Below are 13,822 nucleotides of genomic sequence, written 5' to 3'. Positions count from 1 at the left end.
TTGTGAGTTTTGCTAATAAAAAGGCCTGCAATTGCAGGCCTCTGGTTTTTACTCTGTTACTTCGCTTGGCGACTCATCACTATCATCAGTCTGGATCACTTCAACAACAGCTTCATCAACTCGCTGCAGACCACGTGGTAACTTATTACCTCGTCTACCGCGTTCACCATGATAATGCTCAAGATCAGACGGTTTGAGTGTCAGTTTTCGTTTCCCTGCATGCAGAGTTACGCTACTGCCCTCAGGCACCACAGCCAGTACTTTTACAAACTCTTCACGGGCTTGCACTTTCGCACTTGGGATAGAAATAATCTTATTGCCTTTACCTTTACTTAGCTTAGGTAAGTCGCGCAGTGGGAATAGCAACATTCGGCCTTCGTTAGAGATTGCCATACAGTAGTCAGTTGCTACATCAGTCACTCTAATTGGCGCGAGTAACTCACCCCCTTTAGGAACACTGACCAGCGCTTTACCGTTTTTGTTCTTACTCACCAGATCTTTAAAATCGCTTATAAAGCCATAACCTGCATCTGAAGCCATTAACAACACTTGGTTGTCTTCAGCCATCACGACATGCTCAAAGTTAGCACCAGCGCTTAAGTTAAAGCGCCCTGTCATTGGTTCGCCTTGACTACGTGCTGAAGGTAAACTGTGGGCATCAGTAGCAAAAGCGCGACCACTTGAGTCTAAGAACACCGCAGGCTGATTACTCTTACCTCGCGCAGAGGCTTTATAACTGTCGCCTGACTTATAACTCAGCCCTTCAACATCTAAATCATGACCTTTACCGACACGTGCCCAGCCCTTTTCAGATAACACAACGGTCACTGACTCAGAAGGAATAAGATCTTTTTCGCTTAGTGCTTTTGCTTCTAAACGTTCAACAACAGGTGAGCGACGATCATCACCGTACATTTCAGCCGCTTCTTGGATTTCTTTTTTCATCAACGTCGACATACGACGCTCAGAACCCAAAATTTGCTCTAACTTATCACGTTCAAGGGCAAGCTCATCTTGCTCACCTTTAATCTTGAATTCTTCAAGTTTCGCTAAATGACGTAGTTTTAATTCTAAAATCGCTTCGGCTTGAATATCGGTAATACCAAAGCGCTCCATTAATACAGGCTTCGGTTTATCTTCAGTACGAATAATTTCAATGACTTCGTCAATATTTAAGAAAGCAGTTAATAAACCTTCTAAAATATGCAAGCGTGCTAACACTTTATCTAAGCGGTATTGTAAACGACGGCGAACTGTTTCACGGCGGAACGTTAACCACTCAGTTAAGATACTACGTAAGTCTTTAACTTGCGGACGACCATCGAGGCCAAGCATGTTTAAGTTTACCCGGTAGTTCTTTTCTAAGTCTGTCGTTGCAAATAGGTGCGCCATTAATGGCTCAGCCTTGATACGGTTAGAACGCGGAACAATCACGATACGAGTTGGGTTTTCGTGATCTGATTCGTCACGTAAATCAGCAACCATTGGCAGCTTTTTAGCATTCATTTGCGCTGCAATTTGCTCAAGTACTTTTGCACCTGAACACTGATGAGGCAGCGCAGTGATCACTATGTCACCTTGCTCTTCAGTGTAAATTGCACGCATCTTAATAGAGCCACGTCCGGTCTGATAAATCTTACGAATATCGTCTTTCGGTGTTATGATCTCGGCTTCTGTTGGGTAGTCAGGCGCATGCACTAACTCAAGCAACTCTTCGATTTCAGCTTTTGGTTTATCAAGAAGTAAGCAACAGGCACTGGCAACTTCACGCACATTATGCGGCGGAATATCGGTCGCCATACCTACCGCAATACCGGTCACACCATTGAGTAAGATGTGTGGTAAACGCGCAGGTAACACCATAGGCTCATCAAGTGTGCCATCAAAGTTTGAGGTCCAATCAACTGTACCTTGGCCAAGCTCTTTTAATAAAACTTCAGAGAACTTAGATAAACGCGCTTCGGTATAACGCATCGCAGCAAATGACTTAGGATCATCCGCAGCACCCCAGTTACCTTGACCGTCCACCAGCGGGTAGCGGTAAGAAAACGGCTGCGCCATTAACACCATTGCTTCGTAACAGGCACTATCACCATGGGGGTGGTATTTACCCAGTACATCACCCACGGTACGCGCTGATTTTTTATATTTTGCTTGCGCCGATAACCCCAGTTCGCTCATTGCATAAATGATACGACGCTGTACAGGTTTTAGACCGTCACCTACATGAGGTAAGGCGCGATCCATGATGACGTACATTGAGTAGTTTAAGTAGGCGTCTTCGGTAAAACGCCCCATTGTTTGTTGTTCTATGCCTTGCATCAGCAAGGTATCTGTATCACTCATTAACGCTTACCTATTTTTTCTTAGCACTAACACGATAGATCACGTTAGCAAAGTCGTCTGAGATCAATAAGCTGCCATCTGCAAGCTCTGCAAATGCAACTGGGCGACCAAATGTTTCTTCGTTTTGCATGAAACCAGTGATGAATGGGGTGTATTTAGTAATACGACCTTGATCAACATTCGCTAGCATTACTTTATAACCTGACTTTTTACTACGGTTCCAAGAGCCATGCTCGGCAACAAATAATTGCTCTTTGTACTGAGCAGGGAACTGCTTGCCGTTATAGAAATGGATACCCAGTGGTGCAACATGGGCACCTAATGCAAGGGCAGGCGATTTATAGTCAGCAATGCTTTTGCCTGCGCCAAATTCAGGATCTAAAATCGCACCGGCGTGAACATAAGGGAAACCATAATGCGCGCCCTCTTCGCCTTCACCAACACGGTTAATTTCGCAAGGTGGGATGTCATCACCCATCATGTCACGGCCGTTATCGCTGAACCAAAATGCATTTGTTGTAGGGTGATAGTCAAAACCAACTGAGTTACGTACACCTTTGGCGATCGTTTTAATTTCTTTGGTATCAACATTTAAAGAAAAGATACGACCGTATTTGTCGTCTTCAGCGCAAATGTTACATGGCACACCCACTGGCACAATTAACTCACCAGTTGGTGCAAAGCTAATGAACTTCCAGCCGTGGTGACGATCTGTTGGAAACTTATCGTATACCACCTCGAATTTAGGATCTTTTAGATTTTTATCAATGTCTTTAAAACGAATAATACGTGACACTTCAGCCACATATAAATCACCATCTTTAACAGCTAAACCAGATGGCATTTCAAGACCTGTGGCAATCACAATCTTTTTATCTGCTACACCATCACTGTTGTGGTCAATTAATGCATACACGTTACCTGCTTTACGTGAACCTGCGTAAACAATGCCTTTTTTTGATACCGCAATTTGGCGTGCATTTTCGACATCATCAGCGAATAAGCTGATAGAAAAGCCATCAGCGACTGTCAGCTTATCAAGAATATCTTTTGCCATTACTGGCGCTGATAACAAGCTCAGCGATAGTAAGGAGGTCAGTAATTTTTTCATTTTTGTCTTGCCCTTTAATTCGTTGCTAGCAATTAGGTTGCTACACCCTTTATTAAACTTCTGCGCGGTTACCGTGATCTTCTAACCATTGGCGACGGTCTGATGAACGCTTTTTCGCAAGTAGCATGTCCATCATCTCCATAGTTTGCTCTTCTTCATCCAAAGTAAGCTGTACTAAACGACGCGTATTAGGGTCCATGGTCGTTTCGCGCAGTTGTAATGGGTTCATTTCACCTAACCCTTTGAAGCGTTGCACGTTCACTTTGCCGCGTTTTTTCTCTGCTTCAATGCGCGCTAAAATACCGTTCTTTTCATCTTCATCGAGGGCGTAATACACCTCTTTTCCGATGTCGATACGAAATAGCGGTGGCATCGCCACATAGACGTGACCTTCTTTTACAAGCGCAGGGAAATGGCGAACGAACAGTGCGCATAACAAGGTAGCAATGTGTAATCCATCCGAGTCAGCATCGGCCAAAATACAAATCTTGTTGTAGCGTAGGCCAGATAAATCACTCGAGTCTGGGTCAATGCCTAGAGCCACTGAAATATCATGCACCTCTTGCGATGCTAAAATCTGCCCTGACTCAACTTCCCACGTATTTAAAATCTTACCGCGCAGCGGCATGATTGCTTGGAATTCACGATCGCGTGCTTGTTTTGCTGAACCACCCGCAGAGTCACCCTCTACTAAAAACAGTTCAGTGCGGTCATTATCTTGAGCGCTACAGTCAGTTAATTTACCAGGTAACGCAGGGCCTGAGGTAATGCGCTTACGGACAACTTTTTTGGCAGCACGTAAGCGGCGCTGTGCATTTGAGATACATAGCTCAGCTAATAATTCAGCAGTCTCAGTGTGCTCGTTTAACCATAAGCTAAATGAGTCTTTCACCACACCAGATACAAACGCCGCGCAAGAACGAGATGATAATTTCTCTTTTGTTTGGCCTGCAAACTGCGGATCTTGCATTTTTACCGACAACACATAGCTACAGCGTTCCCAAATATCATCAGGTGTTAGCTTTACACCACGCGGTAGCAGGTTTCTGAATTCACAGAATTCACGCATTGCTTCAAGTAAACCTTGGCGTAAACCATTAACGTGTGTACCACCTTGTGCAGTAGGGATTAAGTTTACATAGCTTTCTGCAATGGACTCACCGCCTTCAGGTAACCATACTACAGCCCAGTCAGCGCCCTCTGTTGAGCTTGAAAACTCACCAATGAATGGTTCTTTTGGGAGTATTTCAAAACCTTTAACCGCTTCTGTTAAATAGTCTTTTAAGCCAGTTTCGTAATACCATTCTTGGCTTTCTTTGGTTTGCTTGTTAGTAAACTTGATACGCAGGCCTGGGCATAATACCGCTTTGGCTTTTAATAAATGATTAAGCTTAGTAATCGAAAAATTAGCAGAGTCGAAATAGCTGGCATCAGGCCAAAAGCGCACAGTTGTACCTGTGTTACGTTTGCCCACAGAGCCAATGACGTTTAAGTCTTCAACCTTATCGCCGTTCTCAAAGGCCATGCGAAATTGCTGTGCATCACGGCGCACAGTAACTTCAACACGAGTCGATAGCGCATTTACAACCGAAATACCTACCCCGTGTAAGCCACCCGAGAATTGATAGTTTTTATTTGAGAATTTACCACCGGCGTGCAGCTTGGTAAAAATAAGTTCCACACCCGGAATACCTTCTTCTGGGTGAATATCAATCGGCATACCACGGCCGTCATCGATAACTTCAAGGGAATTATCTTCATGAAGAATGACATCTATTTTTGTTGCATGACCTGCCATTGCTTCATCGACACTGTTATCGATAACCTCTTGACCTAAGTGGTTAGGACGAACCGTGTCGGTGTACATACCTGGGCGGCGTTTTACGGGTTCTAACCCGTTTAAGACTTCAATTGCTTCGGCGTTATAATTTTGCTGACTCATAGTTTTTATATCTTTTATGCGCTTAGCTATGTTTTACGTGATTTTAAGAAAATCTACAATACTTGCAAAGGTTTGTTCGAAGCCGATAAAACTATGATCGCCTCCAAATTCAACGTGTTGCTTACACTGAGAATAATAGTTAACCGCCTGTTGAAAAGGCAGTACTTCATCGCCCGTTTGCTGTAACAAATAAAGCAATGAAGGAGTGTCTAATTGCGGCAAATATAAACTGCGCAATGCATCCATGTGACGAGTATCAAGTTCGTAATGACTATCTTGATACGGGTTATAATTTGGCCCTAAATAGTTATCGAGTAACTCAAATGGCCGAACCGCAGGGTTTATTACCACCGCAGGTATCGAATAACGTTGCGACAAATAAGTCGCATAAAAACCGCCTAATGAACTTCCTAGTAATACAGTATCATCATTTAGCAGTTGTTCTAATTGTAAAATTGCATGTAATGGTTCATGAGTTAATCTTGGCACCTGATAATCAACATCAAATTGTGCCATATGCTCACCAAAACGAACGGCTTTATAAGACTTCTCTGAGCTATTAAAGCCATGAATATAAATTACTCGTTTAGCCATACTACATCCGTGCTTAAGCGTAAGTTTTGTTGCTCATCAATTGTTAAGTTGATAACTCTAAATGCGGGGCCTAAATCGTCTTGCTGCCACGCCATCGTGTGTTTGGTAAATTGGATTGAGCTGGCCGGTGTCGCATACACACTAAGGTCACGGTAGGTTTGCCTGTACTCATGATGCACATGACCATGGAACACGCCAACACAATGCTCAGTATTGACGCACATATTTAAAAACTGCGGGCCATTTTCTAGCATATGTTTATCTAAGTAGGCTTGAATGGGTAGCGGATTATGATGACAAAACACCACGCTAGGTACCTGCCCTATTGCTTGGTTTAATTCATCTAAATGCGTGTGTGTTACCCAACCTGCTGGTGTCGGGCCTTTTGAGTTTGCCAACAGCAACTGCCCACCTAAAAAAGTAATACATTTATTACTTAAAATTTGCGGACTCGTAAGCTTTTCATATTCCGCGAGTTCATCATGATTGCCTGGTAGCCAAAACACCGGACAACTGAGCGCTGAGTCATCAATTAACTTAGCAAAAAGTTGATATGACTCGCTGCTGTGATCTTGTGTTAAGTCACCACCAAACACCAGACAATCCACATCTAACTTGGCAATAGCCTGTAAGCAACGCGCAAAATACGCCGCCGTATTCACGCTAAAGTATTCGCCCCTTGTGTCTTTTGATAAATGGCTGTCAGTGATATGGGCAACTTTCAATGCTGTTTTATCAAAATGGTAGGCGTAACTAAACCAAGCCATTATTTACATCCCAATTTAAAACTGCACGGCCGTTTTCAACACAGGCCACCAGCCAGTCATATAAAAAGGCGTTAAGCTGATATTTTTCATCTTTTTGATGCATATTCGGATTAGGGTAAGCATAGGAAGGCTTGATGCGCTGATGAAAATCATGATGCACAATTTCAGCGACTTTCGCATCATGATACATGCGCACAGTTAAATACAATGGCTTAACCGAAGGTAAATTACCCGTCTCTTGGCTGATAGAAATATCTGTGGTGTATTTTGCTGTATCGTCAACTTTAACCGTAAAAGTACTGTGACCTAATTGCACTTTACGCTCCTGACCGACGCGGCGTTCATGAGGTAAGAGCTTAAGCGCACGCACGTAATTATGCTCACACAAAGTTAAGTACTTAGGTAAGCTTTGAATATAACGCTGCTGGGCACTGACGTACGACAAAATAATCCCCTATGAGTTTTTCCAATCAGACAGTATACGTTGCTTATTCAGTGCTAACCACTGTAATGAGATAACTGTCGCTGCATTGTCTATTTCACCCTGTTCTAAGCGCAGCATAGCTTCATCGTATGACATTACATGGGTTTTGATATCTTCATCTTCATTATCTAAGCCAAAAATACCGCCTTGATACCCTGCTAAGTCAGTACGTGCTAAATATAAATACAAACGCTCAGTGGTGCCGCCGGGGCTTGAAAGATATGACATCATAAATTCCAGCTCATCAAGCTCAATACCCGCTTCTTCAAATGCTTCGCGCTTAGCAACCTCTTCGTAATCAGTGCTGCCATCTGCCATACCAGCAATACACTCAAGTAACCAAGGTGACTGCTTTGATGCGAGCGCCCCGATTCTAATTTGTTCGATTAACAAAACTTGGTCAGTCGCAGGGTCATAAGGAAGTACAGCAACAGCATGGCCGCGCTCTAAAATTTCGCGTTTAACTTCAACCGATTTACCACCTGCAAACAACGCATGATGAAAGCGATAGGTGTTAATTTTAAAGAAACCATCATAAACACGCTCAATTGGCTTTAACTCTATGTCATCATGGCTAAATTGTGAGATTGCTGATATTTTCATTCACTATTTCCTTCACGTTTTAAGTAAATGTTACGGCCAATTATATTCTGTTACACTTGGACATGCAGATTTACGTAATTTTTTTTTGGTTATTCATTAAAAAAGAGTACCATGGTCACAGTACAAAATTGTCTAAGGACTGAACGAACAATGAAAAAAACACTACTCGCTGCGCTGATTGGGTTTTCAAGCGCACTGACTGCAACAGCAAGTTACGCTGAAGACTTACTACAAGTTTACGAGATTGCGACAGCAAACGATCCTACCGTACTTAAAGCAAAAGCCCAAGCAGATGCGCAAGCCTTTGAGAGCGATCGCGCGTTAAGTGCACTATTACCACAAATTGGTTTAAGCCTTGGTTACCAATCAACCAAATCAGATCTTTATGACGGTACTGATGCAACGGGTTATACCGGTTATGACTATGACCCTGATGAATTCAGCCGTGGTATTAGCTTAAATCAAACACTGTTTGATTTAGGTGCATGGAATTCACTGGGTATTGCAGATAAACAAGCATTACAAGCAAATGCACAATATGATTATGCTCGCCAAGACCTAATTGTTCGTGTTGCTGATGGTTACTTCAACGTACTCAGTGCAATCGATAACCTTGAGTTTGTTCAAGCTGAAAAACGCGCTATCGAGCGTCAATTACAACAAACTAAAGAGCGTTATGCGGTAGGTTTAACTGCAATCACTGACGTACATGAAGCGCAAGCGCAGTACGATAACTCAGTAGCACAAGAAATCGTTGCTAAGAACAGCGTTGAAACAGCCCGTGAGCAACTTCGTGAAATCACAGGCAAATACCACGCAAAACTAGACATGTTGAATACAGATACGTTTTCAACGGTTGCACCTAACAAACAGTCAACTGACTACATTGAAATTGCAAAAGACAACAACTTAAACCTGCAAGTTTCAAAAGTAACGGTTGATATTGCTAAAGATCAAATCGACTTAGCAAAAGCTGGCCACTATCCGAAGTTAACGTTAAGCGCTTCATACGGTGACAGCCTTACTGATCTAAACAGCAACTCACATCAGCCACGTGAAGACAGTGCGAGTATTGGTGTTAACTTCAGCCTACCTATCTACTCAGGTGGCGCGACTACAGCAGCGACTGATCAAGCTCGCGCATACTATGTTGCGGCAAGTGAAGATTTAGAAGCAAGCTTACGTGCAGTAACTCGCTCAGTGATCACATCGTATAACCAAGTGGTATCTGACATCGCGACTTATAAAGCGCTGCAACAAGCTGTTGTTTCTGCTGAAAGTGCACTTAAAGCAACTGAAGCTGGCTTTGAAGTTGGTACACGTACTATCGTAGACGTATTGATCAGCACGCAAAACCTTTACAATGCAAAAAGTAACTTAGCAAACGTTCGCTACCGTTATGTTGTTTCAACATTACGCTTGAAACAAGCTGCTGGTACGCTTACTAGCGAAGACCTTGTTGCAATTAACCAAGGTTTAAAAGAAATCTAAGTATTTCTTCTATATAGTCCTTACTCGAAAGCCAGCCTCGTGCTGGCTTTTTTGTATTTTTAAGGACATACAGTTAAACTAGCTTTTTTATTTTTAGAGATTTTTTTGTGGTTAGTTCATCTCCTTTTAAAGCGTCTTTTTTAGGCCCTCGTTACTGGTTAACTTGGATTGGCGTGTTCTTTTTATACCTTATCTCTTGGTTACCACATAAATTACAACTTGCACTTGGAAAACTGCTGGGCCGTTTAGTCCATCGCTTTATGAAGCGCCGCCGTCATATTGCAGAGGTCAACATTCGCTTATGTTTTCCTGATATGCCTGAACATGAACAACGCGAATTAGTCCGCAAAAACATGGAAAATACCGGTATTGCAATGATGGAAACCGGCATGGCTTGGTGGTGGCCAAATTGGCGTATCAATAAAGTATTTGGTTCAGTTAAAGGCTTGGAGCACTTTGAAAAAGCTCAGCAATCAGGTAAAGGCGTGCTGTTACTTGTGCCACACTTTTTACACTTAGAAATGGCGAGCCGTATTATGGGTGTAAAACACCAAGGCATTGGCTTTTATCGTCCTCATAATAACCCTTTGATGGAATATTTCACGACTAACGGTCGCCTTCGTTCAAACGAATATTTAATTGGCAAAAAAGATGTCAAAGGCTTATTGCAAGCACTTAAAAATAAAAAGGTTTGTTACTACCTGCCAGATCAAGATTACGGCCGTAACCGCTGTGAGTTTGCCCCTTTTTATGCGGTAAAAGAAGCAGCCACAACAACGGGAACGCTGTTATTTTCAAGTAGCCGTAACTGTGAAACGGTAAGCTTAACAAGTCGTCGTGATAAGGATGGTCGCTACCACCTAGAAGTATTACCTGCTCTTGAAAACTTCCCAAGTGGCGATGACCTTGCAGACGTTACTCACGTAAATCAGCGTATGGAACAAGCCATCGATTTAGCACCTGAGCAATATATGTGGCTTCACCGCCGCTTTAAAACTCGCCCTGACAAGAACGCACCTTCTTATTACAAGTAGAGTGACATTTTGCTGTTTATATGGTTTTATTAAGCTAATTAACAACAAGAGTATTAGAAATGTGGTTTTGGGTTAAGCATTTATCATTAGCTTTTATTTTGATTGCTGCTGCTATTTACTTTTTATTTGGTAGTGGTCCTGTATTGGACATGAAAGATACCAAAAATGCTGCAGCACAAGGTTTATCGCGCTTTTATGCAGCGCTACGTAACCAAGTGAATGACAAAAATAATGAGCGCGATAAATACGTTCTAAAATTGCCTACGCCTGAAACCAGCTTAGATGTCGCGCTTTTTGAACGCGAAAAAGTCGTCGAGCCTTCATCACCAAACTGGACTGGTGACATCCAACCTCGCCGCTTTGAAAATGGCAATACTTTAAAAGATGTACTGTCTGACTATGCCCGTCACGAAGACATCGTGTTGTACTGGTATTTAAGCAAAGACTATGTTGTAAAAGATCATTTTCGCGTTGATAGTAACTTTGTTTCAACACTTTACCAAGTTGGTCGCGCCATCAACGATGATTTCGAAAATGAGGTTTACACCTATTTTTGCTTTAAGCAAAGAGCAGCGGTTATCACCGAGCTGCCCTCTGCTTATGTGCGCGAAAACTGCCGTCGCTTAAAAAGCTAGCTAATATCTAAAACACCTCTTGCCACGCCAGACTTACTAAGTCGATGTGCTGAGTTAACTCAGCACGTGGCGCACAACGTCCCTGCTGATTCAAACTCATTACGTGATAACGTGAACGATAGGCAATATACGCAGCCACTAACTCTTGCTGCATTTGCACAGTAATACAGCCTAAACGGGCAGCATCAGCTAAAATGCGCACATTATCAGACCATGTCGTTAGCTCAGGGTACTGCACTGCATTGTTCAACACCAAATATTGAGTGATAAATTCAATATCTGTGATACCACCTCTATCTTGTTTTAAATCAAACAGCTCATCATCACCTTTAGCAAGGTGTGCACGCATTTTTTCTCGCATTTCAACGACATCGGTTTTCAACTTTTCGTTATCGCGAGCTTGGCATAAAACGTCTTTGCGAATTTGAGCAAAGCGCTCACTCAACGAGTCTTGTCCGTAAATCATGCGCGAGCGAACCAAGGCTTGATGCTCCCAGGTCCATGCTTGAGTTTGCTGATAGTGGTAGTAACTTTCTAAATTAATAGCCAATAAGCCCGACGCCCCTTCAGGACGCAAGCGAGTATCAAGCTCATACAAAATGCCTGACGCAGTGCGGGTATTGAATAAGTGCATTAAACGCTGCGCAAGTTTTAAATAAAACTGCCTAGAATCAATCGACTTATCACCATCGGTATAACTGCTGCCATCATGGTTATGCACAAATACCAGATCAAGATCTGAATCATAACCAACTTCAAAGCCACCCGTTTTCCCGTAAGCAATCACCGCAAAGCCCTTTTCTTGCTCTGTCGTATTGGCAGGTTGGCCAAAGCGCTCAACACACGCATGCCATGCAATATTGACCGCTTGCTCTACAATAGCCTCAGCAAGTGCAGTGAGGTGATCGCTTACCTTCATCACACTCAACACACCGGTTGCATCGGCTGCGGCAATGCGTAACTGATGCGTTTGTTTAAACTGACGAAGTGCTTCCATTTGCAGCTCTAAATCGCCATGTTCAATACGCAAAAAATACTGCCTGATTTCATCTTTGTAAGCGGATAAAGGTGTCGGTTTATAAAGTACCTGCGGATCAATCAGCTCATCAAGTAAAATTGGATAACGAGAGATATGCTCGCCAATCCATTTACTATGACAACAAAGTGCAACCAGCTGATTTAATGCCCCAGGATTTTCATATAACAGCTCTAGGTAGGCGGTACGTGAGATGATTTTATTTAACACTTGGCAAATCATCGTAAAGGCATCACTGCTCGCTTTCGCCACGGTTAACTGTTTAAGTAAAAGTGGCATTAATTTATCGAGGATATCACGACCGCGGCTGCCAATTTTCGCTTTTGTTAGACGCGCTTTAAAGTCTTCAAGCGCCACTTGCCAATCAAGGTTAGGTTCACACATCAGGCTCACATCAGTCATTTCCCAAGCGCTAATGTACTCACTTTCACACGGATCCGCCGTTTCACTTTCAAAGCCAATCACTTGCTCGAATTCACCATGCACTTGCGCCATGGTCTGCTCAATACTTGTTAAACACTGTTTAAAGTCATCTTTGTTAAGCAAATAACATAAGCGTTGTTGGTTTAACTCATCATCAGGTAGGGTTTGCGTTTGTTTATCTGCAAAAATTTGTAAGTATTGCTCTATTTTACGAAGGTCTAAATAGTTCTGTGTTAATAAATCGGCCTCTTTACTCGACATCACTTGATTATTAACCAGCTCTTTTAAAGCAATTAGCAGTGACTGAGTTTGCAAGTTAGCTTCACGGCCGCCTCGAACCATTTGTAGCGCTTGCACCACAAACTCTACTTCTCGAATGCCACCTGCCCCTAATTTAATATTGTTTGTGAGGCGTTTTCGGCGTACCTCTTGGGCGATCATTTGCTTCATCTTACGTAGCGATTCAATCACCGAAAAATCAATATAACGTCGGTAAACAAACGGGCGTAGCAATTCATAAAACTCCTTCCAGTAAGGGTTTTCAGTGCCAATTAAGCGCCCTTTGAGCATCGCATAACGTTCCCATTCACGCCCTTGCTCTTGGTAATAATCTTCCATTGCATGAAAACTCATTACCAAGGGTCCGCTTTCACCAAACGGGCGCAAACGCATATCAACGCGAAATACTTGGCCATTCACTGTGGTTTGGTTAAGCGCCATTATGAGCTTTTGCGCTACTTTGGTATAAAACACTTGGGCTTCTACTGAGCGACGACCGCCTTGCGTTGCAACATCGCGAGGATAAGAAAAAATTAAATCAATGTCTGATGAGTAATTAAGCTCTCCCCCACCAAGTTTACCCATCCCCAGCACTAACATGGCAATTGCATTACCTTCATTATCAAGTGGCATACCACTGACTTTTGCGACCTGCGCAAACGCCCACTGGTTAGCACTATCAATGAGCTGACTTGCAAGGGCCGAGATATAAGCAATGCTATCGGCAATTGGATTTGCACAACACAGGTCAAGGTAAGCCACTTTCAACCAATACTTTTCTCGATACAAGCGCAACTTTGCCATTGCGGCACTGTCGTCCAGCTCGTTAATCTCAGTACTGTTTAGAGGCAGTTCAACAGTCCGATTAGCAAGTTCATTGTCATCAAGTAGCCAGTCTTTTAAGTCAGGTTGAGATTGTAAGCAATTCCACGCAAAGTCACTTAAAGACAACAAGTTAATAATTTTATGTTGTTCAGCTTGCCCTTCATACAAGCTCGCAAAGCGGGTTTGCCCCAATTGATAAAGGGACTCGGGAAGCGCGTGTAAATTACTCATTAAATACTCTCTTTTAACTTG

The 13,822-nt window shown here is 42.8% G+C and carries 11 protein-coding genes; 3 read left to right on the top strand and 8 right to left on the bottom strand.

Translation table 11 applies throughout. The features are described 5' to 3' along the window. Positions 1–48 precede the first annotated feature (48 nt). From parC to C2M33_RS12100, 7 genes are read right to left on the bottom strand one after another with little or no spacing between them, the layout of a single operon-like run. Positions 49–2,346, bottom strand: coding sequence for a DNA topoisomerase IV subunit A (parC, locus tag C2M33_RS12130; protein WP_063702130.1), 2,298 nt, complete (start codon positions 2,344–2,346; stop codon positions 49–51). 10 nt (positions 2,347–2,356) lie between these two features. Continuing rightward, complete coding sequence (locus tag C2M33_RS12125) at positions 2,357–3,457, bottom strand: PQQ-dependent sugar dehydrogenase (RefSeq protein ID WP_105174536.1); 1,101 nt, start codon at positions 3,455–3,457, stop codon at positions 2,357–2,359. 52 nt (positions 3,458–3,509) lie between these two features. Beyond that, positions 3,510–5,399 carry a DNA topoisomerase IV subunit B gene (gene parE / locus C2M33_RS12120; RefSeq protein WP_063702126.1) on the bottom strand — a complete coding sequence of 630 codons (1,890 nt, stop codon included), beginning with the start codon at positions 5,397–5,399 and terminating at the stop codon, positions 3,510–3,512. Between the two features lie 33 nt (positions 5,400–5,432). Continuing rightward, positions 5,433–5,993: a YqiA/YcfP family alpha/beta fold hydrolase gene (locus C2M33_RS12115; RefSeq protein ID WP_105174535.1), complete on the bottom strand. Its 561-nt coding sequence runs from the start codon at positions 5,991–5,993 to the stop codon at positions 5,433–5,435. Next, positions 5,978–6,760 (bottom strand): metallophosphoesterase, encoded by a 783-nt coding sequence (locus C2M33_RS12110; protein WP_105174534.1) that lies wholly within the window; start codon positions 6,758–6,760, stop codon positions 5,978–5,980. The genes C2M33_RS12115 and C2M33_RS12110 overlap by 16 nt, the downstream gene beginning before the upstream one ends. Continuing rightward, positions 6,747–7,205, bottom strand: a complete 459-nt coding sequence (locus tag C2M33_RS12105) for a DUF1249 domain-containing protein (protein ID WP_063702119.1) — start codon at positions 7,203–7,205, stop codon at positions 6,747–6,749. The genes C2M33_RS12110 and C2M33_RS12105 overlap by 14 nt, the downstream gene beginning before the upstream one ends. 9 nt (positions 7,206–7,214) lie before the next feature. Then, positions 7,215–7,847 (bottom strand): NUDIX domain-containing protein, encoded by a 633-nt coding sequence (locus C2M33_RS12100; protein WP_063702117.1) that lies wholly within the window; start codon positions 7,845–7,847, stop codon positions 7,215–7,217. Between the two features lie 150 nt (positions 7,848–7,997). On the opposite strand from C2M33_RS12100, the gene tolC reads away from it, so the two are divergent. The 3 genes from tolC to C2M33_RS12085 all read left to right on the top strand — a co-directional run bounded on the left by tolC (position 7,998) and on the right by C2M33_RS12085 (position 11,007). Beyond that, complete coding sequence (tolC, locus tag C2M33_RS12095; RefSeq protein WP_063702115.1) at positions 7,998–9,338, top strand: outer membrane channel protein TolC; 1,341 nt, start codon at positions 7,998–8,000, stop codon at positions 9,336–9,338. 107 nt (positions 9,339–9,445) lie between these two features. Continuing rightward, positions 9,446–10,372 carry an LpxL/LpxP family Kdo(2)-lipid IV(A) lauroyl/palmitoleoyl acyltransferase gene (lpxL, locus tag C2M33_RS12090; RefSeq protein ID WP_063702113.1) on the top strand — a complete coding sequence of 309 codons (927 nt, stop codon included), beginning with the start codon at positions 9,446–9,448 and terminating at the stop codon, positions 10,370–10,372. A 59-nt stretch (positions 10,373–10,431) separates the two neighbouring features. After that, on the top strand, positions 10,432–11,007 hold the full coding sequence (locus tag C2M33_RS12085) for a TcpQ domain-containing protein (protein WP_063702111.1): 576 nt from the start codon (positions 10,432–10,434) through the stop codon (positions 11,005–11,007). A 7-nt stretch (positions 11,008–11,014) separates the two neighbouring features. Here C2M33_RS12085 and glnE read toward each other — a convergent pair whose 3' ends face one another. Beyond that, positions 11,015–13,801, bottom strand: coding sequence for a bifunctional [glutamate--ammonia ligase]-adenylyl-L-tyrosine phosphorylase/[glutamate--ammonia-ligase] adenylyltransferase (gene glnE / locus C2M33_RS12080; RefSeq protein WP_105174533.1), 2,787 nt, complete (start codon positions 13,799–13,801; stop codon positions 11,015–11,017). Positions 13,802–13,822 lie beyond the last annotated feature (21 nt).

The organism is Pseudoalteromonas sp. T1lg122 (genome assembly GCF_002964825.1).
Taxonomy (GTDB): domain Bacteria; phylum Pseudomonadota; class Gammaproteobacteria; order Enterobacterales; family Alteromonadaceae; genus Pseudoalteromonas; species Pseudoalteromonas gelatinilytica.
Note: the sequence above shows the minus strand (reverse complement) of the source record. Positions and strands in the feature narration are given on the sequence as shown.